At 44.3% G+C, this 22579-nt stretch carries 16 protein-coding genes; 8 read left to right on the top strand and 8 right to left on the bottom strand.

From position 1 onward, the window contains the following. Positions 1-80: 80 nt before the first annotated feature. From AY607_RS04470 to cysM, 4 genes are read right to left on the bottom strand one after another with little or no spacing between them, the layout of a single operon-like run. On the bottom strand, positions 81-2390 hold the full coding sequence (locus AY607_RS04470) for a RelA/SpoT family protein (protein ID WP_064095207.1): 2310 nt from the start codon (positions 2388-2390) through the stop codon (positions 81-83). Between the two features lie 32 nt (positions 2391-2422). After that, on the bottom strand, positions 2423-3811 hold the full coding sequence (gene rlmD, locus AY607_RS04465; protein WP_064095208.1) for a 23S rRNA (uracil(1939)-C(5))-methyltransferase RlmD: 1389 nt from the start codon (positions 3809-3811) through the stop codon (positions 2423-2425). 6 nt (positions 3812-3817) lie between these two features. Beyond that, positions 3818-4636, bottom strand: coding sequence for a 3'-5' exonuclease (locus AY607_RS04460; protein WP_064101888.1), 819 nt, complete (start codon positions 4634-4636; stop codon positions 3818-3820). 16 nt (positions 4637-4652) lie between these two features. Beyond that, a complete protein-coding gene (cysM, locus tag AY607_RS04455) occupies positions 4653-5573 on the bottom strand; it encodes a cysteine synthase CysM (protein WP_064101887.1) in 921 nt (306 codons plus the stop codon). Between the two features lie 359 nt (positions 5574-5932). Between cysM and AY607_RS04450 the strand changes: the two genes are divergently transcribed. The 5 genes from AY607_RS04450 (at position 5933) to rsfS (ending at position 11859) form a co-directional block, all read left to right on the top strand. Further along, entirely contained in the window at positions 5933-8740 is a 2808-nt protein-coding gene (locus AY607_RS04450) for an ATP-binding protein (protein WP_064101886.1), read from the top strand. Between the two features lie 107 nt (positions 8741-8847). Next, positions 8848-9636, top strand: a complete 789-nt coding sequence (locus AY607_RS04445) for a crotonase/enoyl-CoA hydratase family protein (protein WP_064101885.1) — start codon at positions 8848-8850, stop codon at positions 9634-9636. A 36-nt stretch (positions 9637-9672) separates the two neighbouring features. Next, on the top strand, positions 9673-10542 hold the full coding sequence (locus tag AY607_RS04440) for an NAD(P)-dependent oxidoreductase (RefSeq protein ID WP_064101884.1): 870 nt from the start codon (positions 9673-9675) through the stop codon (positions 10540-10542). A gap of 39 nt (positions 10543-10581) precedes the next feature. Continuing rightward, a complete protein-coding gene (locus tag AY607_RS04435) occupies positions 10582-11370 on the top strand; it encodes a hydroxypyruvate isomerase family protein (protein WP_064095214.1) in 789 nt (262 codons plus the stop codon). A gap of 81 nt (positions 11371-11451) precedes the next feature. After that, positions 11452-11859, top strand: a complete 408-nt coding sequence (gene rsfS / locus AY607_RS04430; RefSeq protein ID WP_064095215.1) for a ribosome silencing factor — start codon at positions 11452-11454, stop codon at positions 11857-11859. Between the two features lie 260 nt (positions 11860-12119). Here rsfS and AY607_RS04425 read toward each other — a convergent pair whose 3' ends face one another. Genes AY607_RS04425 through AY607_RS04415 form a run of 3 tightly spaced genes read right to left on the bottom strand, consistent with a single transcriptional unit; the run spans position 12120 to position 15031 of the window. Then, positions 12120-13565 carry an NAD(P)(+) transhydrogenase (Re/Si-specific) subunit beta gene (locus tag AY607_RS04425; protein WP_064095216.1) on the bottom strand — a complete coding sequence of 482 codons (1446 nt, stop codon included), beginning with the start codon at positions 13563-13565 and terminating at the stop codon, positions 12120-12122. A gap of 3 nt (positions 13566-13568) precedes the next feature. After that, positions 13569-13892 carry a proton-translocating transhydrogenase family protein gene (locus AY607_RS04420; protein ID WP_064095217.1) on the bottom strand — a complete coding sequence of 108 codons (324 nt, stop codon included), beginning with the start codon at positions 13890-13892 and terminating at the stop codon, positions 13569-13571. An 11-nt stretch (positions 13893-13903) separates the two neighbouring features. Further along, entirely contained in the window at positions 13904-15031 is a 1128-nt protein-coding gene (locus tag AY607_RS04415) for a Re/Si-specific NAD(P)(+) transhydrogenase subunit alpha (RefSeq protein ID WP_064095218.1), read from the bottom strand. A 984-nt stretch (positions 15032-16015) separates the two neighbouring features. Here AY607_RS04415 and AY607_RS04410 point away from each other — a divergent pair. Beyond that, positions 16016-17203 carry an MFS transporter gene (locus AY607_RS04410; protein ID WP_064101883.1) on the top strand — a complete coding sequence of 396 codons (1188 nt, stop codon included), beginning with the start codon at positions 16016-16018 and terminating at the stop codon, positions 17201-17203. Between the two features lie 13 nt (positions 17204-17216). On the opposite strand, the gene AY607_RS04405 is transcribed toward AY607_RS04410, so the two are convergent. Then, positions 17217-17861: a HEPN domain-containing protein gene (locus tag AY607_RS04405; protein WP_064101882.1), complete on the bottom strand. Its 645-nt coding sequence runs from the start codon at positions 17859-17861 to the stop codon at positions 17217-17219. A 958-nt stretch (positions 17862-18819) separates the two neighbouring features. Here AY607_RS04405 and aspT point away from each other — a divergent pair. Together aspT and AY607_RS04395 are read left to right on the top strand one after the other, a co-directional pair. Beyond that, positions 18820-20505: an aspartate-alanine antiporter gene (aspT, locus tag AY607_RS04400; RefSeq protein ID WP_064101881.1), complete on the top strand. Its 1686-nt coding sequence runs from the start codon at positions 18820-18822 to the stop codon at positions 20503-20505. A 54-nt stretch (positions 20506-20559) separates the two neighbouring features. Beyond that, on the top strand, positions 20560-22161 hold the full coding sequence (locus tag AY607_RS04395) for a bifunctional aspartate transaminase/aspartate 4-decarboxylase (RefSeq protein ID WP_064095222.1): 1602 nt from the start codon (positions 20560-20562) through the stop codon (positions 22159-22161). Positions 22162-22579: the final 418 nt, after the last annotated feature.

The raw sequence follows: 22579 nt of genomic DNA, 5'->3' as shown, positions 1-22579 counted from the left end.
TTTATGCATATGATTTAGTTAGATTACAATAAAAAAGCCCGCAAATGAATTGCAGGCTTTTTAAACTTACATAATGGAAATTAAGTACCTTGCACCAGACGACGTGCACTGATAATTCCCGGTTGTTGTTCAAGACGGGCCAAAAGTTTGGAAAGTTGTGCCAGACCTTTGACTTCAATCAACAGCTTCATATTGGCAATACCGTCCGCCTCCGAAATGGTATTCACCTGACGGATGTTGATCTGATCCGAGAAAATGACTTGGGTCAGATCCTTCAGCAAGCCGCGTCGATCATAAGCTTCCACCACAATCTGTACGCTCTGACCACGGGTTGGCTGCATTTCCCAGTCTGCTTCTACCGCACGTTCAGGCTCTTGAGAAATCATACGCACATAGTCCGGACAAGCGACCTTATGGATGCTAACCCCCCGATTCAAAGTGATATAGCCGGCAATCGATTCGCCATGCACGGGTTGGCAACATTGGGCAATATGCAATTCCACGTTATCCAGACCATCAATCAGAATACCGTGCGCTGACAGCGTATGACTGGCACGCGGGTTCAGGGCAGGTTTCAGCACCAGCTCAGGCTCATCCTGATCCAGATGCATGTGACGGTTCACCTGATTAATCAGGGCATGCAGGCTGATATCACCATTGACCAGATTGACCAGAATGTCATCGCCAGTTTTGACATTGAAGTGACTACAATAATCATTCAGATCAATCGATTTCGGGTGAATTGCCAGACGTGATAGTTCCTTGTTCAGTACTTCACGGCCAACTTCCAGATTCTTGCTGCGATCTTGCTGGCGGAACCAGTGGCGCAGCTTGTCCCGCGCACGGGCAGTTTTGATATAACCCAGCGAATTAACCAGCCAGTCTCGGTTCGGTTCCCGGTCTTTTTTGGTCAGAATCTCGACCTGTTCACCAGTTTTCAAAGTATAGGTCAGCGGCACATAGCGCTGATTTACCCGTGCGGCATAGCACTTGTTCCCGACTTCGGTATGCACATGATAAGCAAAGTCCAGCACCGTCGAATCACGCGGCAGCTCTTTGATATCACCATCACGGCTAAACACATAGATCTTTTCAAAACCTTCGAAATCTTGAATATGTTCAAAATTCTCTATTTCATCTTCAGATTCTTTATGTGCACTGCTTTCATTACGTTCTTGATAATGCTCAAGCACCGCACGCAAGGAATGCAGACGATGGTTAAAGGAGCGATCTGTGGTTTTTGCACCTTCTTTATAATTAAAGTGTGAACATACTCCAAGTTCAGCTTCCTCATGCATTGCATGGGTACGAATCTGCACTTCAAGTGACTTGTTCTCGGCAATGACCGCAGTATGCAGGGAGCGATAGCCATTGGCTTTCGGATTGGTAATATAGTCGTCAAACTGATGCGGAATGTGGCGCCAGATCTGATGCACAATACCTAAAGTGTGGTAACACTCCGGCACACTTTTCACCAGTACCCGTAAAGCACGAATATCATAGAGCTGGTCAAAGCTCAGGTTCTTGCTTTTCATTTTCCGATAAATCGAATAAATGTGCTTCACCCGGCCGTTAATTTCGGCTTCAATGCCATGCTCGGACAATTCATTGCGTAATTTTTCAATCACAAACTGAATATACTGTTCACGCTCGAGACGCTTTTCATTCAGTAAGGAAGCAATTTCTTTATAACGTTCCGGCGCAAGATAACGGAAAGCCAGATCTTCCAGCTCCCATTTTAGCTGGGCAATACCTAAACGGTGTGCCAGTGGCGAGTAAATGGTCAGAATTTCTCGGGCAACCCGTTCCTGACGCTCACGCGAGGAATTGGCCAGTTCACGCAACGCATAGGTACGTTCGGCCAGCTTGACCAGAACGACACGCACATCTTCGGTGACAGAGATCAGCATTTTGTAAATGCCAGACAGATGCTCGCGCTGGTTATTGTTAAAATGATCTTCCAGACGCTTATTTTTTTCGATCAGCTCGGACAGCTTACCCATGGCAAGCGTACCTTTGACCAGACTATGCACCTGTTCGCCGAACTTTTCCAGTACTTCACCGAGTGGCATGACGCCTTCACGAACAGCACGATACAGCATGGCTGCGGACAAAGTATCTTCATCTACATGCAGATGAGCTAGAATATCCGCCATCTCAATACCGGTATAAAAGGTATTGGAGCGGTGCTGGACCGTACTTTGCAGCTCTCTTTCTAATGTTAAGTGGGCGACTTCTTCGAGCTGCGTTAAAGGTGCGCCATCTAATATGCCACGAACCCGATCCAACCATTCAGTCAGATCCTGGTGTGCTTGTTCGGCATGTTCTACAGTCGTCTCCTGCGACAACTCATTAAGTCGTCCAGGGAGTTGCTCACGTACTGTGACCATACCCTTCTCCTACTTTTAAAAACATCATTTCTTTAATCGTTTATTTGATTTTCTTTTTCGAACAATGCGATTGATTCCACATGTCCAGTATGTGTAAACATATCCATCACTCCCGCCCGGGTGAGACGATAGCCCTGTTGTGCCAATAGTCCTGCATCTCTGGCGAGTGTCGCAGGATTACATGACACATAAACGATTCTTTTTGCTCCAAACTTAGGAATATAGTGCATTACTTCTTCTGCGCCGGCACGTGGCGGGTCGATTAATAATGCATCAAAACCTTGATTTGCCCAAGCATGGTGCGAGAAATCTTTGGTTAAATCTTGTGAATAGAACGATATTTGTGCAATACCATTGTTTTTGGCATTTTCCGCACCACGTCGAACCATTTCCTCACTTCCCTCTACTGCAATCACTTGACCCGATGCACCAACACAGCGCGCAAGCGGCAACGAAAAGTTTCCTAATCCACAGAACAGATCTAAAACCCGCTCTCCCTGTTGCAGTTGTAGCAAATCACATGCCAATCGCACCATTTGCGGATTGATACTTGAGTTCACCTGAGTAAAGTCCAGTGGATTAAAACCGAATTTTACATCAAAGTCATCAAGACCATAGTGTAAGCGTGCAGCGTCCTCTGGCTGATCTATACGCAACAGCCCATCTTTAGCGGCAGGCTGAACATACAGTTGCCAACCTTTCTGTAACGTAAATTCTCGCAATTGGTTGACATCTTCTGCAGATAATTTTGCAGTTTCGCGCACCAGCAGTGCGATCTCTTGATCTCCCATCGCCAATTCTATATGACCGATGTCCGCCTTACCGTTAAGACCTTGCAGTAATTGTTTAAGACGCGTAACCGAACCAAACTCTCGATCCAGAATCATGCAGCGATCAATTGGGATCAGTTTGTTGGACTGGTTCTCACGAAAGCCCACCACTAGCTGTTTTTTGGAAGGCAGATAACGCACACCGATTCGGGCCTTGCGACGATAATCTTCACGTTGTGAACGTAAGGGTAGCAGCCATTGCTTAGGCTGGATTCCAGCAAAATGCTGTAAATGTGACTTTAAGACATTCTGTTTCAACTCAATCTGGGCATCTGGCGCGATATGCTGCATATTGCAACCGCCACAAGACCCAAAATGCGGGCAGATGGGTTCCACGCGAATTTCAGAAGCATCGCCCAGCAATTCAAGGCTGTCAGCTTCTTCAAGTTTTTTGACTTCACGGGTAATGCGGGCACGCACGGTTTCACCTGGCAAGGCATAGCGTATAAAGACTTTCTTGCCATGTTTTTCCAGCGGATGATCCGGATGCGAACCATAGTGAGCAATGCCACGTCCTTCATGTGAAAGTGCTTCAACCTGAAAAATGTACTCGGGTTGCTGGGTAGGACGTGCTTGTGCTCGATATTTCATGAAAACCTAGGGTATGGAGATGGGGAAATCAAATTGGGTAAATTCAGTGCGTTGTGAAGTTTCACGCCAGACTGATAAAAACTCTGCATGTTGCGGCTGGGTGTGCAAATACTGGATGGTACTTTGGACCAGATGCTGATAATCAGGCAGCAACAGCTGTCCCTTTAGTAACAGCCAGCGGATATACACCAGCCAGGTATTCAGAACGTCCCCTTCACAATAAGAGGTCAGTTCGGTCCATTGCTGATTGCGGACATATTCGGGTATACGGTAAACGCCGTCACCGCGTTTGCCTGGATAACCCAGCAAATGTGCCACATCATCCAGCTTCTGGAAATGACGGGCATGAAACATGGCCATCACATCCATCAAATCAACATGACGATGATGGTAACGATTCTGGTAGTTATTATAACGCTTTTGCGTATCAATTTCGCCCTGATCGAACAGACTCGGTGCAGAGAGCCCATGATACATGGCACGGTATAAAATTACTGGTAAATCAAACTGTGAGCCATTCCAACTCACTAGAGTCGGATGGCGCTTGTCAAAAATTGACAAGAATTTTTTCAAAATTTCTGCTTCAGAATGCTGTTCCCGGCTAAACGAAAACAGCTTCATGCCCTGCTCATCGATCCATAAACCGGAAATACAGACAATTTCATGCAGCGGCAAACGCTGAAAATCCGAACCTGAATCCTGACGGCGTAATTTGGTCAGCGCCTGATCCAGATCTGCCTCAGGCAAGTCCAGACCAAACAGATGCGCCCCTGATTTGAGATCGGTTTGGGTTTCAATATCGAAAGTTAAAACAGGCAAGCGCATATATAGGTCTCAGAAATTATTCAGTATCTTCTACAGAGAATAACCCTGTAGACAAGTAACGGTCACCGCGGTCACACACAATGCATACAATCACTGCATCCGGGTGTTGTTCAGCAATTCTGAGAGATGCCCATACTGCCCCTCCAGAAGATACGCCTGCACTGATTCCTTCCAGACGTGCCAGTTGACGTGCAGTTTTCTCTGCTTCAATCTGCGGAATATCCATGATCTCATCAACACGGCTGGCATCAAAAATCGTAGGTAGATACTCTTTCGGCCAACGGCGGATACCCGGAATATTTGAACCTTCTGAAGGTTGTAAACCGACAATTTGCACATTCGGGTTTTGTTCTTTGAGGTATTTAGAAATACCCATAATGGTACCTGTCGTGCCCATCGAACTCACAAAGTGCGTAATCTTGCCACCGGTTTGCTCCCAAATTTCAGGACCCGTAGTCAAATAGTGTGCTTCCAGATTATCCGGGTTACCAAACTGGTTCAGCACCAGACCGATGCCGTCTTTTCCCATTTGCTGTGCCAAATCACGGGCATGTTCCATACTTTCAGATTCAATCAGCTCTGCACCATAGGCACGCATGGCATCTTTACGTTCCTGGCTTGAGCTTGCAGGCATAATGAGCTTCATTTTATAGCCACGCATTGCAGCCACCATGGCCAATGCAATCCCTGTATTCCCACTCGTTGCCTCAATCAGGGTATCACCCGGTTTGATCTGACCGCGTTTTTCCGCCTGCATGATCATATTATAGGCCGGGCGGTCTTTCACCGAACCTGCCGGATTATTGCCTTCGAGTTTCGCGAGTACTGTAGCTTGAGTGTGACTTGCCAGACGCTGCAAACGCACCAGTGGCGTTTTGCCTACATAATGGTCCAACAAAAATTCATCTGCTTGAAAATCAGGGGTGGTATTACTCATTATTTGCACCTATATCGAGGTGCGGCTATTGTATGAAAAAATGCTTTTCCCTGCACTCATTTAGCAGGGCTTTTTCAGAAAACTCGCCAAAACTCGTCAAGTATCAAGTCATCCACGACATTTCCCTGTGATCTGCTCAGATGAAGCGGTCAGCTTATATGATAAAAGTACTATTCCGCCCTGCACTATTCACCCTGAAAGTTCCGGGTTCTTGCCCTAGGCCTGCTTGAGCAAAACTGACTCAAATCTTTTATATTTTTAGCCTCTAATCCGAACATTTATAAAAATAGTGCTTAAATTTTAACTGTAGATTTAAAGCATGTTAATATGCCAGGCATAAAGAAAATACTGCTTAAATCATGTCAACTATCAACAAAAAGCTGTTTAAACGCTTACACTTAAATCATGCCTATGGACAGCTGATTGCGCTGATTTTTGTGCCGATTACCATTTTGGCCTGTGTTGGCGCCATGCTGGTGTTGACTGAAACTTCAAATGCTGCACGTGCGCAGCAGAAGCAGATGGCCATCGCGATTCTGACCCGCTTCCAAGGGACTGCAGAATATGCACTGGATATCTTGAATCTGTATCCATGGCAATATGACCAGGCTCACAATGCCATGCAGAACATGCTGAATGAAAAGCATCTGTTACGGGCAGCGGTTCTGGACGAAAATGGCAAAAAACGTTTAGGGATCGGCTTTCAGGAAAAGGCTGCCTGGCCCAATTTTGAGAAAAGCGGCAATTTTGTCGGTCCGATCCTGTATCAGAACAATCATGTCTATGCCCTTAAAATAAATGAAAACACTTTTTCTCCCGGCTGGCTGGCGATTGAACTGGATAATCAGCCTCTGGAAATTGCCCGTTATCGGGTAATGATTGTCTTGATTGCAACCGGATTACTGACCTTATTATTATTGCTTCTCTGTCTGAATTTTTATTCACGGCGCTGGATTGCGCCAATGTATGAAATTCGCATGCAGTTGCAACGCCTGAATGCCGATACCCTCGGCCAGCATATGGTGATTAATAGCACCGGAGAGTTGCGTTTATTGCAACGTGATATTGCCAATGTGGTGAAACGTCTGCATTTTAGCTTTCTGGAATTGCGTGAACATACCGAGCAGACCGAAGATGATTTGCGCCGCACCCTTGATACTTTAGAAGTCCAGAATATTACCTATCGTCAGGCACGTGACCAGGCGATCTCGGCCAACCAGGCCAAGTCTGTGTTTCTGGCCAATATCTCCCATGAACTGCGTACTCCACTGAACAGTATTGATGGTTTTATTCATCTGTTATTACGTCAGGGCAATCTCAGCAACGAGCAAAGCCTGTATTTGCAGACCATCCGTAAATCTTCTGCGCATTTACTGGCACTGATTAATGATGTCCTGGATTTTTCCAAAATTGACGCCGGCAAACTGGAACTGGAAACGGCACCTTTTGACCTAGAAGAAGCGATCTTTGATGTGATGGACATGTTGTCGCCTCTGGCAGCACAAAAACATATTGATATGGCTTTTTATTATGCTGACGGCGTGCCAAAACACATTATTGGTGATGCGCTGCGGTTTAAGCAGATTCTGACCAACCTGATTTCCAATGCGATCAAATTCACCCCGGATGGAGAAATCATTGTCCGGACTCGCATGGAACACGATGGCAAGGATCAGTGTTTGCTGCATTTCAGTGTGCAGGACAGCGGTATTGGCCTGAGTGGTACAGACCGTAAAAAACTGTTTGAATCCTTCTCTCAGGGCGACACCTCGGTGACCCGCCAGTTTGGCGGTACCGGTCTCGGGCTGGCAATTTCCAAACAGCTGGTGAACCTGATGCATGGCCAGATCGGGTTTGAAGACAATCAGGAACGTGCCCCGACTGAAAAAGGCTCGACGTTTTGGTTTACTGCCCAGTTCCTGGTTGATGAAAATAACATGATTGAGCATCCAAATTTCAGCGAATTGACTGTCATTTCTTATCTTGCACATCCGGCAACTGCGAACGTGCTACGGCAGTATCTAGAGAATTATCAGGTCAAACACATTGAATGTGCATCAATTCTGGATCTGTTCAGCCGTCTGAACCATTTGCAGGATAGCGAAAATACCTGGCTGATTGTCGATCATAGTGGTGACAGTGAGGTTCTGTTACGTGAAATCCGTTCACGTTATCAGGGACATCTGGCGGTATATGGTTATCAGATGCAGCTGGATCCGAGCATGCTTAATGACTATCGTGCCCGTGCCCTGCATCAGCCTCTCAGCCGCAGCGCGCTGATTCAGTTACTCGGTAATCAGCCGATCTTTGATCAGGAACAGCATGAAGAATTTAATGGCCAAGGTCTGCATATTCTGGCCGTGGATGATCATTTGCCCAACTTGATTGTTCTGGAAGCCTTGCTGGGCGAACTGAATGTCACTACGACCAAAGCCCTCAGCGGACAGGAAGCGATCGATATTATTCAGCGCCGTTATGAGCAGAAACAGCCCGCTTTTGATCTGGTCTTTATGGATATCCAGATGCCGGTGATGTCGGGAATTGATACCACCCGCGCCATTCGCTCGCTGGAATCGACCTTTGAAAATCATAACCGCCTGCCGATTATTGCTTTGACAGCGCATGCGCTTTCTGATGAAAAACATAAACTGCTGCAAAATGGCATGGATGACTATGTTACCAAACCGATCCAGATCGAGCAGATTATCCAAATTTTGACACACTGGACCACCGAGCATTTTAAACGGATTCCGGTACTGGAACGTGCCAATGTGATTGATGCCCTGGATCCGAATATTCTGGACTGGCAGCAAAGCCTGCAACTGGCAGCCAATAAGGAAGACCTGGCGGTAGACCTGTTACGCATGCTAGTAGACAGCTTTGCGGATGAACTCGCTGAAATGCAGCAACTGATTGAACTGGAAGATTTTCCACAACTTGAACATGTGCTGCATCGCCTTTACGGTGCGACCCGCTATGTCGGAGCACCGACTTTGCAGAAAGTCACGGGTGGCTTTGAGCAGTTCGTTTCGACCCTGCGCAAAGAACGCCGTAAGGCCGATGAAAGTTTTGTGCAAGATGTACTGAAATATTTTGATGAACTCAAAGCCGTGGTTGAACAGGTTGAACAGGCTGCCCAGCAAATTTTGAAGCAACATTTGAATTAAAGATTTGAAGCGGCTCAGCTCATGATTTGAGAAGTGTGACTGGGCTGTCATGCAAGCCCAAAGGCTGCATGCTATGCTCAAGCCAGGAAAAATTACGGAAGAATGCCATGTCACTTGTACGCTTGGAAAAAAATAACGGCATTGCCACGGTTACACTGAATCGTCCAGATAAACGCAATGCCATGAGCTTTGCCCTGCTGCGCGAACTGGTCGCGACTGCACAGAAAATCAAAAAAGATAAAAGCATCCGCTGTGTGATTTTAACCGGTGAAGCCCAGGTCTTTAGTGCCGGTATTGATCTGGCCGATTTAAATAATCCTAAAAATCGTGCTTATGCCGCATGGGAACTGATCCGCCCCGGTCAAAGCCTGTTTCAAAAAGCATTTCTGGTCTGGCAGGAATTGCCAGTTCCGGTGATCGCTTCGATGGAGGGCTTCTGTTTTGGTGCCGGCATGCAGCTTGCTCTGGCCGCAGACATACGTATTGCTCATCCTGACACCAAAATGTCGATTATGGAAACCCGTTGGGGACTGGTGCCAGACATGGGACTCAGCCGTTCACTGAAAGGCCTGATTGGGATTGATCTGGCAAAAGAGCTCACTTTGACTGCCCGGATTTTTGAGGGCAAATATGCCAAAGAAATCGGTCTGATCACCCATGTCGATCAACAGCCATTGGCGAGAGCACAGGCTTTGGCTGAGGAAATGCTGCAGCGTTCTCCAGATGCGCTGATGGCCTCTAAATTTGTACTGGATGCCATGCAGCATCGTCCGAATAAATCCCTGCGTATGGAAAAAATCTGGCAGTTGAAATTATTACTGGGTAAAAACAGTCAATTGGCCCGTAAAAAAGACAAGAACCCAGAGGTTCAATTTGTGCCACGCCAATACAAATAAGTCGAGTCTGAGTCAAAGCAAGGAATAAAGGAAAGTATGCAGTTGAATCTTGATACTAAAATTGCCTTCTTAGGGATGGGATTAATGGGCACTCGCATGGCTATGCGTCTGCTTCAGGCAGGTTTTCAGGTGGCGGTCTGGAACCGTACACCTGCGGCCTGTAATCCCTTGCTGGATCAGGGTGCGACTGCGCTGTCTCTAGACCAGATTTCCAATTATCCGGTGATTCTTACCTGCCTGGCAGATGATCAGGCGATGCAATCTGTCTTTGAGCAAATTGAGCCATATTTGGTCGCTGATCAAGTCATTGTAGATTTCTCCAGCCTTTCGGTACAGCAAACTCAAGCACTTGCCGCAGAAGCACAGGCCAAAAAAGTAACCTGGATTGATTCTCCAGTGTCAGGGGGTACCGCCGGGGCCGAACAAGGCAGTCTGGTGATTTTTGCTGGTGGTGATGCCGCTACAATTAGATCACTTGACCCGATTTATAAAGCACTTTCCCAGCGTGTCACCCGTATGGGGGATACGGGCACCGGTCAGGCAACCAAAATCTGTAATCAGCTGATTGTCGCGGCCAATAGTACCCTGATTGCAGAAGCCGTAGCCTTGGCTGGCCTTGCCGGGGTAGATACACGCTTACTGGCGCCAGCGTTGGCAGGTGGTTTTGCCGACTCCAAGCCTTTCCAGATTCTGGCGCCGCGTATGGCCACGCAGACTTTTGTACCAGTGCAATGGAAAGTCCAGACCTTGTCCAAGGATCTGAATAATGCCGTACAACTGGCCCAAAGCTTTGAGCTGGATGTTCCGGTCGCAACTCAGGCACTTTCACAGTTACAGGCCCATCAGGCTCAAGGATTTGCCGAAGCAGATCTAGCCACTGTAATCCAGCAACTAAAACATTCATAACGCTTGATTTATGCGGCCTTGAATATTGAAGAGAAAGACATGATTAAACTTGCCGTCAACCTGTCGATGATTTTTACTGAAGTGCCACTCATCGAACGCTTCGCGCTGGCTCGTGCGCAGGGTTTTAATCATGTGGAAATCCAGTTTCCTTATGAACTTAGTATTGGCCAGATTCAAAACCAGCTCAGCACCCATCAGCTGAACTTGTGCCTGATTAATGTACCGGCAGGTGATTTAATGCAGGGTGGTCATGGCCTGGCTGGCATTCCGGGAAGGGAAATCGAGTTTCGTCATGCGGTTGAGCAGGCCATCCAGTATGCTACCGCACTGAATGTACCCCGGGTGAACATTCTGGCAGGAAAACAGCCTGTGGATTGTGACCTGTTGCCCTGCCTAAGTACGCTAGCAAGTAATCTGAAAATGGCTTGCTCAATGCTGCTTGACCATCAAATTGAACCGGTCTTTGAAATGATCAATGGCATCGATATGCCACGCTTCTTGATTCAAAATGTTGCTCAGGCCCAGGAAATGCTCGAAGCAGTTCAACATCCGGCCTTAAAAATGCAGTATGACTGCTACCACATGGCGATGATGGGCGAAGATGTATTGGAAACTTTGCAAGAAAATATTGCGTCGATTGGCCATATCCAGTTTGCGGATTGTCCGGGACGACATCAACCCAATACGGCCTCAATTCAATATCATGATATATTTCAGTGGTTAAAACATAACCATTATCAAGGGTACGTGGCTGCCGAGTATAAACCCAGCGGACACTCCTGTGATTCCTTTGCCTGGAAAGACGAATTCTTTGCGGAGCATGACTGAGTAGAATGTGGTCTGATTTGAAATTTTGGACTAAAACCGCTATATTAGATCATGCATAATTGTTAGGAAATTACACCCCCCATGAATTTAGAACCATCGCCCAGCGCTTCTAATTCTCACGATCTTACTATGAATTCAAATTCTCAAGCTGTACAGGATTGTTTAAAAGTCGTACATGCTGCACTTGAAGATGTAAAAGCAAAAGAAATTGTTGAGCTTGATGTTCGCGGTATCAGTAATGTAGCTGATGCTATGGTCATTGCAAGTGGTACATCGACTCGTCATATCAAATCACTGGCCAATAATGTTGCTGAAGAAGCACGTAAAGCTGGCTTTCGCCCTCTAGGTATAGAAGGCGAACGTGATGCTGAATGGATCCTGCTCGACCTCGGTTATGTGGTTGTTCACTGCATGCTTCCAACAGCACGTAAATTCTATGACCTAGAAAGCTTATGGCGCAATCCTACAGATACTGATTCTGTAGCGTAAAAACCGAATATTCAAGAAAGCGACCTGTGTAGGTCGCTTTTTTATTGCCTGTTCATCCAACTTTATAAGCATTAATACAACTCAATCAGCTATTTTTCTTTAATTTTCATCTTGTCCTATGCACCGATTTGATTGGTATTTTAGGATCAATTCATCATAAACATAGAAGTTTGATGACCACAGAATAATGCTTTTTCAAGATATAAAAAAATCCCCCTTTATTAAAGGGGGACTCAGGGGGATTCTAATGATTTAAATGATTAGTGACCGGTACCATTAATCGCTTTGGTCATGTCTTCCACAACTTTCTTGGCATCACCGAAGATCATCATGGTTTTGTCATTATAGAACAAGTCATTGTCCAGACCTGCATAACCGGTTGCCATAGAGCGCTTGATCACCATGATGGTACGCGCCTTATGTGCTTCCAGAATTGGCATGCCATAAATTGGAGAACTTGGATCATCTTTCGCAGCAGGGTTAACCACGTCGTTTGCGCCAATGACAAGAACCACATCAGTTGCCGGGAAGTCCGAGTTGATCTCGTCCATTTCCAGGATGTCCTCATAAGGAACATCTGCTTCAGCAAGAAGTACGTTCATATGACCAGGCATACGGCCTGCAACCGGATGAATCGCGAAGCGAACCGTTACGCCCTGCTCTTTCAGCAAGTTTGCCAGTTCTTTTACCGCATTCTGTGCACGACCTTGTGCCATACCATAACCCGGTACAATGACTACGCTGTCCGCATTCGACATCAGGAAGCCCGCATCATCTGCTGAACCTGAACGGTAATTACGCTGCACCTGTTCGCCAGCTGCTGCTGTCGGTGCTGCACTACCACCCATCGCACCCCCAAACAGTACGTTGATGATGGAACGGTTCATTGCTTTACACATGATGTAAGACAGAATTGCACCTGAAGAACCGACCAGTGAACCGGCAACGATCAGCATGTTATTTTCTAAAGTGAAACCAATACCTGCTGCAGCCCAACCTGAGAATGAGTTCAACAGTGAAACCACAACTGGCATATCGCCGCCGCCTACCGGTGCAATCCACACCCAGCCAAATGCCAGTGCAAGACCCGTCATCGCCCAGAAAGAAGTCATGCTACCCGTCAGGAAGAAATGAATCCCAAAGCCCAGCATTGCAACAAAAATCATTGCCTGAACCGGTTTTACCCACGCACCAGAAATAGTTTTTGCCCATTTCTTTGCAGCCAGCTTGCCATAAGCAAAAACTGATGCTGTAAAGGTAATTGCACCCACGAAACAGCCCACAAACAGTTCAAACAAGTGAACCTTGCTCATCGCATGGAATGCAACGCCATTCGCTGCCAACAAGTCTGGACCTAATTCAATCAGCTTGTTGTTATGGATAATCGCCGCTACTGCAATCAAGACTGCAGCCAGACCAACCAGTGAGTGCATAAGTGCCACAGTTTCCGGCATCTGGGTCATTGGAACGGTACGTGCACGTGCAATTCCCACCACCGCACCGGCTGCCATTGCCGCAAGAATCATCCAGACCACTGGATTGTCGGCAACAAAGAATGTGGTCACTACAGCGATCGCCATCGCGATCATACCGTAACGGTTACCTGCAATCGCAGTTTTAGGACCAGACAAACCACGTAGCGTTAAGATAAAAAGAACGGCGCCAATCAGGTAGAACCAATCCGCATAATCTCGAATAAATTCCATGTATTAACCCTCTTTTTTCTTTTGCTTAGGTTTGAACATTTCCAGCATACGTGCAGTTACAGCAAAGCCACCGAAAATATTAATGCTGGCCAGGAATACTGCAATCGCACCCAGTACGCTCACCACGTTAATAGTCTGGAAATCCACGCCACCTTCAACGCCGATTACAGGCAAACCAACAGTCTGGATCATCGCACCGACAATAATGATCGATGACAAGGCATTGGTGACCGCCATCAACGGCGTATGTAGTGCTGGTGTCACTCCCCAAACCACGTAGTAACCCACGAAGATGGCCAGGACGAAAATCGTAATTGTTTCAACCATGAGTCTGCTCCTTAACCACGTTTTAACAGCACTTGGCCGCCGTGAGTGACAAGTAGGGCTTTTTGAATTTCATCTTCCTGATTCAGGACAAAGTTCTTGTCTGCATCAAAAAGTGTTTCAACAAAGTTATAGACGTTACGTGCATAGAGGGCTGATGCCTCAGTCGATACCGTCGATGGAATATTTGGAATACCCAGAATCTTCACACCATTTTCAGTGACAACGGTTTCACCGCATTTCGAACCTTCAACATTGCCACCTGATTCCACCGCCATATCCAGGATCACTGAACCCGGTTTCATCTTGGCTACAGTTTCAGCTCGGATTAAACGCGGTGCATCACGACCTGGTAAAAGTGCGGTGGTAATCACGATGTCGGCATTCGATACCGCTTTATCAACAATTGCAGCCTGATCGCGGATGTATTCTTCACCCGGCATCCAGCCATAACCATTTTTGGCAGCATCTGCAGCTTTCTGCTGCTCTTCAGCAGACATCGGTACGTCTAACCATTTACCGCCTAAAGATTCAACCTGATCCTTTGCAGTTGGACGCAGGTCCGTGGCTTCAACGATGGCACCTAAACGTTTTGCAGTGGCAATCGCTTGCAGACCCGCTACACCGACACCCATGATCACCACACGAGCCGGTTTAACTGTACCCGCAGCCGTCATCAGCATCGGGAACATACGCTGGTATTCAGCAGCAGCCAAAAGCACTGATTTATAACCTGCCAGGTTGGCTTGCGAAGACAATACGTCCATGTTTTGCGCACGTGACAGGGTCCGTGGCAACAACTCAAGAGCAAATGCAGTCACATTCTGCGCCGCGAACTGGTCAAGCTCGGTATTGCGGTATGGGTCAAACATCGCCACCACCGTGGTATTGGCAGACAGCTTCTGAATTTCTTCACCCTTGGGTGCACGAACTTTCAAAACCATCTGGCTACCGGTATAGGCATCATCCGTAATTTTGGCACCAACTTGCTCATAGGCACTGTCGATGTAGGCAGCTTTAACACCGGCACCACGTTCGATCACCACACTATGACCAGCGCTGATCAATTTCTTTACTGTCTCAGGCGTCGCAGCGACGCGATTTTCACCGACGACAGTTTCGGCTGGAATTCCAATCTGCATGAGCGTCCCTCAAGCTAATTTTTCTTAAGTAAACATCGTGATTTACGATGTTTCCCCACAGGATGTGTTTTTGTTGAATTTTTGGATTCTAATCAAACTGTTTGAAATTACTACCCACTATTTATTTAATAAATACCTATATTTTGAACTGATGATTCATAAAAAATTTCGCTGTGATAGCACATTTATTTCATTTGCTGGAGATTCATAGGTGATGAATTTATAAACGATATTCATTCCATTGGATAATCAACCCAGATTTAACTGGATGGTAGACAGACACATTTCTGATTTATTTTGTTACATTGATCATTCTGACAATTATCGTTGCATCTTTTGGTACAAGTACAGATTTTTGATTTATCTGCTGACTACTCATAGCAGGACCTGAGCTGAACCACTTTTTTAGTTTTGACTTTTCTGACAGATTTAATATTTAAGCAGAAACAATAATTTTTTAGATATTCAAAACATATTTTATAAAATGATAGTGTTTGTTGAGAAGATCTTTAGCTGACCAAATTGGGCTATGTTCTGGAAACAGATCTTTAAACACTTATAAGATTCAAGTCTCAAACCGTCAGATAAAGGGTCAAAAAAAACCTTAAGGACCATTTATTATATTAATGTATGGATCTGACTTACTCATTGAAAAATCAGGTTTTGCACCATATTTGCGCAACAAAATAGAGTAAATATTCAACTATTTTCACCCTCATGCCCCTTTTTTACCCTTATCTGCACCGAGGTGCGTCTTAATGAAGCAGCTCTCTTATTAAAAGCTAAAAAACTCCATAACTATTCACTCATATTTTCGAGGTGAGCTTGCTAGCCTTTACTTAATCTGCCTGAACTCTGGCAATTTTTCATAATGACAATATTTCTTTACTTTTAAAGTAATAACTTCTGACCTATAGTGCCTTCAATTTCTACATTATTCTTTTTTCATTTAAATTCTTCCAGCTTAAATACAAGGTTAACCCTATGAACACGCCTCTCGATATCAGTCAAAACAAGCCCTTATTATGGCTGATGGCGATTGCATGCGGTTTATGTGCCGGCGCTAACTATTATTCCCAGCCCCTGATTTCATCGATTCAGCAGTATTATCAGGTACCTGAATCACAAGTGGCACTCACTGTGACCTTTGCTCAAATTTCTTATGCCTTGGGGTTACTGTTTATTGTGCCTTTGGGCGACATGTTAAATAAAACCAAACTGATCCCCTTTCTCATGCTGGGTGCGGCAGCAGGATTATTTATTTGTGCCAGTGCAGTGAATCTGCCAATGCTCTGGATCGGTACCATCATTGCAGGGCTGTTTTCTGTCGCGGCGCAGATTCTAATCCCCTTGGCTACGATGGCGGTCAAACCGGAAAAAACTGGAGAAGTGGTCGGCTTTCTGATGAGTGGCTTGCTGGTAGGCATTCTGCTCTCGACCAGTATTGCCGGGTTACTTTCCGACCTGTTTCACTGGAAAACGATTTATATCCTCAGTGGTATAATTATGCTGGCCTTAAGCTTTTACCTAAAAGGAAAGTTACCGAGCTTGCCACGTCTGAGAATCAGCTATGCCGCAATTTTTAAATCCATGGCAGCATTACTCAAGCAGGAGCCGCGTCTGGTTTTGCGTTCACTTACAGGTGCGTGTGCATTTGCTGCCATGAGCATGTTGTTCTCGACCATCGCCCTGCTATTGACCCAGGAACCTTTTCAGCTTTCTGATGTTATGGTCGGACTGGTCACTCTGGTGGGTGTATTTGGCGCGCTTTCTACGCAGTTTATTGGCAAATGGGCCGATCGTGGCCATATCAAAATACTCAGCTGGACCGGCTGCTTTATCCTGATTGGAAGCTGGATCTTCCTGTATTTTGGTGCAGTGTCCTTGTTGAGTTATATCCTGGGTTACGGGCTGATAAATCTGGGACTTGCAATTACTCATAGCTGCAACCAGAACGTGATTTTTCGCCTGCGCCCGGATGCCAAATCACGGGTGAACTCACTCTACATGACCTTGTACTTTATTGGGGGTGCTTGTGGTTCGGCCTTAGGCGTATATGCCTGGCATCATGGTGGATGGAGCATGACCTGTCTGGCAGGGCTCGGGCTGGCTCTAAGTGCTGCCTTATTCACCCTGTTGGATCAATGGCATCATGCACGGAAGTTGGCATGATGCTTAATCCTATTTAGCTGACTTGCGCTGCCGGATAATAGGGCTTATTCAAATCCAGTATTTTTGAGTTTTCCAATAAAATAAAGATAAAAACTGGCAATAATGCTGCCAGAATTCGGCAACTTTTCTCGAATGACTTATGGTTCAATGAACTTTGGTAGGTCATGCCGCCATGCGTGAGCTGATGGTGTAAGGTATATAAACGATGAAATAACAGCTTTAGAACTTCAACTGAATTTTTTTCCTGCAAGGCATTCTGTATTTGTTGCTTCTGGTTCTCAAGTACTGCCTGACAGTTTTCCAGACTAATTTTTTGATTGCGATAATCCCAAAAGCTTTGATTTAGATATGAGCTATCTAATAGTGAATGAATCGGCTGGCTATATTTTTCCCAGACAATATGGCCGATTTTCTGTTCTGTATCGTTTTGGCAAAGTATTTCTAAAAATTGATGTAACTTGTCTTGTTCCTGAATCAGATCGCCCTCCTCTGCATAAATAGACTGAAAGCTGATCCACAGGCTGATAAATTTAAAATCCAGATCTCGATCCAGCTCCAGTGATTTTTTAAACCAGCCCACTCCACGATGAATTCTTAAATTAAAATGTGCCGAATTTTGTGCTTTATAGCTTTTGTAAATTTCCTCCAGTAACAGCATCATTGTTCTCCTTATTTATAGCGTTTTTTTATTCCTCTCTCACTATCAAAATATACCACTGAGAAATGACTGGGAATTCCAATTTCATTTTTAGCTGACATTGGCAGAGCTCAACAGGAAGCTCGCCCTACTGGGCTTGTTTTTTTAATTTTATTTTCCTCCCCCTCTTTTTTTTAATATCTGCAATTCAGTACGAGTACATCAACCGTACCTACCAGGTGCCAAGGCATTAGTTTTTGCCTCTTTGCCGAAAAAGAGTGAATGGAAAGTGTATTAAAAATGAAAAATAAATAAGGTTGTAAACTGATTTTTGAGCGTGAGATCTATATAGGCTTATTCAATTAATATTTTCAAAAGCCCATTATTTAAAGCAAATAGCTCAGGAATTAATCCAACCCCACATTATATTATTTTCGTCACAATAAAATAAACGGTTATAATATCAAAAATACACACCACAATTTAATATAAAAATTAAAACCTAATATAAGAAAACCACATTACACCAAGAATTAAAATTAATGAATATTTAAGTTAATATTCATTAAAAATAAATTATTTTTAAATTCCAAATAATACCAGGATTAAATATATAGTAACAATTACTCTTTAATATGTGAAAAATAACATATTGACCTTAAAACACTTTTAAAAAAAGACTATTAATTACAAAGTTTTAAAAAAATTAAATAAAACCAAGTTTAAATAAAACAATATTTTCATTAAATAAAATATAGACTTAAATAAAAATCATATTTTGTTCCAAAATGTAACTAACCCTCAAAAACTTCTTTAAAAAAAATATTATAAACACTAAATATTTGATTAAATTAAGTTCAATATTAAAGAACATGATTTGCATTTTTCTCAATCAAGCATAATATTTTTATAAAGTCACAAAAATATATCAAATCAAAAAAAATAGATCAATTAACACAATTTATAGTGAGTCTATAAAATGATGGAATGGATACAAAATGAATTAAGTCAAAGCCCTTCAATTCTATTGTTTTTATCTTTGGCAATAGGCTTTTGGATTGGTAAATTTCGATTCGGTAAATTCCAGCTTGGCGGCGTTGCTGGCTCATTGCTTGCTGCCGCTGTACTCAGTCTTATTGGTGTAACTGTTGATAATGGCGTCAAAGCCATACTCTTCGCAGTGTTTATTTATGCAGTCGGTTTTGAAAGTGGTCCCCAATTTTTCAAATCGCTGGGACCAAAATCTATGAAAGAAGTTCTGTTAGCGGTATTTTTGGCAGTTTGCGGACTGGCTACCGTGCTCATCATGGCAAAAATCTTCCATCTAGATAAAGGGATGGCAGCAGGTCTGGCATCAGGCGGACTGACCCAGTCGGCAATTATTGGTACAGCAGGCGATGCAATTTCCCGTCTCGACTTGCCTGCTGCCGAGATCCAGAAGCTTCAGTCAAATGTCGCGGTTGGATATGCATTAACCTATATTTTTGGGTCACTCGGTGCCATCATTATCTGCGCAAGCACCGTGCCAAAATTTATGGGCCGTAGTATTCGTGATGATGCGCTCAAGGCTCAAGCTGAACAGCTCAAAGGTGCTTATCAACTGGCGCCTGGGCAGGAACCGGCCATGCCTGAAATTGTTGGGCGTATTTATAGAGTCCAGCAGGCCTCAGGACAAACAATTGCAGAGCTTCAGTCAAAAATCCCCAACATTACCATTGAACGGATTAAACGCGGCACTCAATTTATCGATGCCTCTCTAGAAACCAAGCTCGAGACAGATGATATTATTCTGGTGATTGGTCGTAGAGCCGGTGTTGTTTCAATTGCTCAACATATCGGGACTGAACTGGAATCCTCCGAAGGCATGGAAATAGTCATGTCTACCACAGATATGATTCTCAGAAACTCCAAATACATCAATCGCACCTTAGGAGATGTGAGGGCTAACACCCCAGAGTATCTAAAACATGGTGTTTATGTGATTGGAATTAAAAGAAATAATGAATCAGTACCCATGGATGATAATACTGTTCTTCGTAAAGGAGATGTCATTACTGTCTATGGTACAAAAAATGATCTTGACCGGATGGTCAAAGAGGGTGGTCGTGCTATATCCCAAAGCATAAAAACAGATTGGGTTTTCCATGGCCTAGGTTTGGTTGTTGGTCTGTTAATCGGTTTAATTGTTATCCGTATTAGCAACATGCCGTTAACGCTAGGTGCAGGCGGAGGAGCACTTTTATCCGGTTTATTGTTTGGCTGGCTGCATAGCCGCAATCAGACACGAGGCAATATGCCTCTGGCTGCCTCTCAAATTCTCAAAGATTTAGGTCTGGCCGGTTTCGTGGCGGCCGTAGGTCTGGAATCTGGCTTGCAGGCCTATCATACGATTATGCAAAGTGGCCTATCCCTGTTTATGATTGGAGTCGTGATAACAGTGGTCCCACTCATTCTCTCCATGTTTTTTGCCCGCTATGTCCTGCGTTATGACAACGTCGCAGTAATGGCCGGAGCATTATCAGGTGCCCGAAGTGCCAACCCTGCTTTTGGTGCGGTTTTGGATAAAGCCGGAAACTCTATTCCAACAGTTCCATTTGCCATTACTTATGCATTAGCCAATGTGTTTTTAACCTTGCTTGGTCCACTCATTGTGGCGCTGGCTTAAATACACAAATAAATTTTAATTTGATCCAGCTTACAATAATTTTGGAGATTCCCCATGGGAAACGTTGATTATTCAAAATACTCAAAACTCAGTCCATTTGAACTTAAAGATGAACTAATTGCATTGGCAACCAGCCGAACGGATCGCATGATGCTGAATGCCGGTCGCGGTAATCCAAATTTTCTTGCGACTGTGCCACGGCGTGCCTTTTTTCAACTCGGTTTATTTGCTGCTACTGAATCAGAATTTTCATTTTCATATATGCCTGAAGGCCTAGGTGGATTTCCACGTTCACAAGGATTACAGTCGCGCTTTGAACAATTTATCCTGGCAAATCGCGATAAACCAGGTGTGGTTTTCTTGGGTAAAGCGATTTCGTATGTACGTGACCAACTGGGACTGGATCCGGACGCTTTTTTGCTTGAAATGGTAGAAGGTGTTTTAGGATGTAATTATCCTGTGCCTGACCGGATGCTGAGAATCAGTGAAAAAATCATTAAAGAATATGTACTTCGAGAGATGGGCGTACAAAGTATGCCTAAGGAAGGACTGGACCTGTTTGCAGTGGAAGGTGGTACTGCTGCAATGGCCTACATCTTTAACTCTTTAAAAGAAAATAAAATTATTTCCTATGGTGACCGCATTGCCCTAGGTGCGCCTATTTTCACTCCCTATATCGAAATTCCTAAACTTAACGATTATCAGCTTGAAGAAGTGATGATTCAGGCTGATCCAGCGCTTAACTGGCAGTATCCGGAATCTGAATTGCGTAAATTAGAGGATCCGTCTATTAAGGCATTCTTTCTGGTTAACCCAAGTAACCCTCCTTCCGTGAAAATAAATGATGAAGGACTGGCCATCATCGCAGATATTGTCAAGAAACGTCCTGACCTGATTATTCTGACTGATGACGTGTATGGAACATTTGCCGATAACTTCACATCATTATTTGCACTGTGTCCTGATAACACCATTCTGGTTTATTCCTTCTCGAAATATTTTGGCGCAACAGGCTGGCGTCTTGGTATCATTGCACTCACCAAAAATAATATTCTGGATCAAAAAATTGCAGCACTTTCCAAGAAGGATAAGGAGGAACTTGCAGAACGCTATTCATCCATTACCACGGATCCTGGAAGTATCAAACTTATTGACCGGATGGTAGCAGATAGCCGAAATGTAGCCTTAAATCACACTGCTGGCTTATCGACACCTCAACAGGTACAGATGGTTCTTTTCGCCTTGTTTAATATGATGGATTCACGTCAAAATTATAAAAAAGCGGTTCAATCAGTTGTACGTGAACGGGATGCAGCATTGTATCGCCAATTAGGAGTAGACGTTCCACAAGATCCAAATAGTGTGGATTATTACACCTTGGTAAACCTGGAAAATACTGCACGTACTTTGTATGGTGATGACTTTGCAGACTGGATCATGAAAAACAAAAATCCGACTGAACTGTTGTTCCGGGTCGCAGATGAAACCGGTGTAGTGCTTCTGCCTGGTTCCGGCTTTGGTGTTCAACATCCTTCAGCCCGTGCATCCTTGGCAAACCTGAATGAATATCAATATGCTGCGATAGGCATGTCTTTAAGCAATCTGGCTGCTGAAGCTTATGAGGAATACAAAAAAGAAGGTAAAAAGAAAAAATAATATTCAAATGAAGGAACTGAAGCCATATCTGGGTTTATTCCCCTACCTTGGCAGATTTCTTTTTTAATGAATAGCTGATCATTCTTGTTAAGTACGAACAGTATGAATATAAATTAGCAAAGTAAATATTCCACCTCTGCCCTAAAAGATCTCACTGATCTTTTAGGGCTTCATCATGATACTGGCTTTTCCTATTTTTCTATATTTATAGACTGAGCAGGCCAAATCTGTTTACTTTCTTGTTTTTCTCTAAAAAAGACTTCGTTTCCGATTCATTCCAATATTGTCATGGTTTTAAACCCGCACCTTTCAATGCTCTTTTTTAGCATCAACCTTCTTGATCAATTTATAACATGAATTATTTTTTCATTATGGTGTAAAATTTGGCGCTACATGCAAATTGCGTACTCTGGCTAAA

Source organism: Acinetobacter sp. SFA, from assembly GCF_001647535.1.
Lineage (GTDB): Bacteria > Pseudomonadota > Gammaproteobacteria > Pseudomonadales > Moraxellaceae > Acinetobacter > Acinetobacter pecorum.
This window is presented reverse-complemented; position numbering and strand designations above follow the sequence as displayed.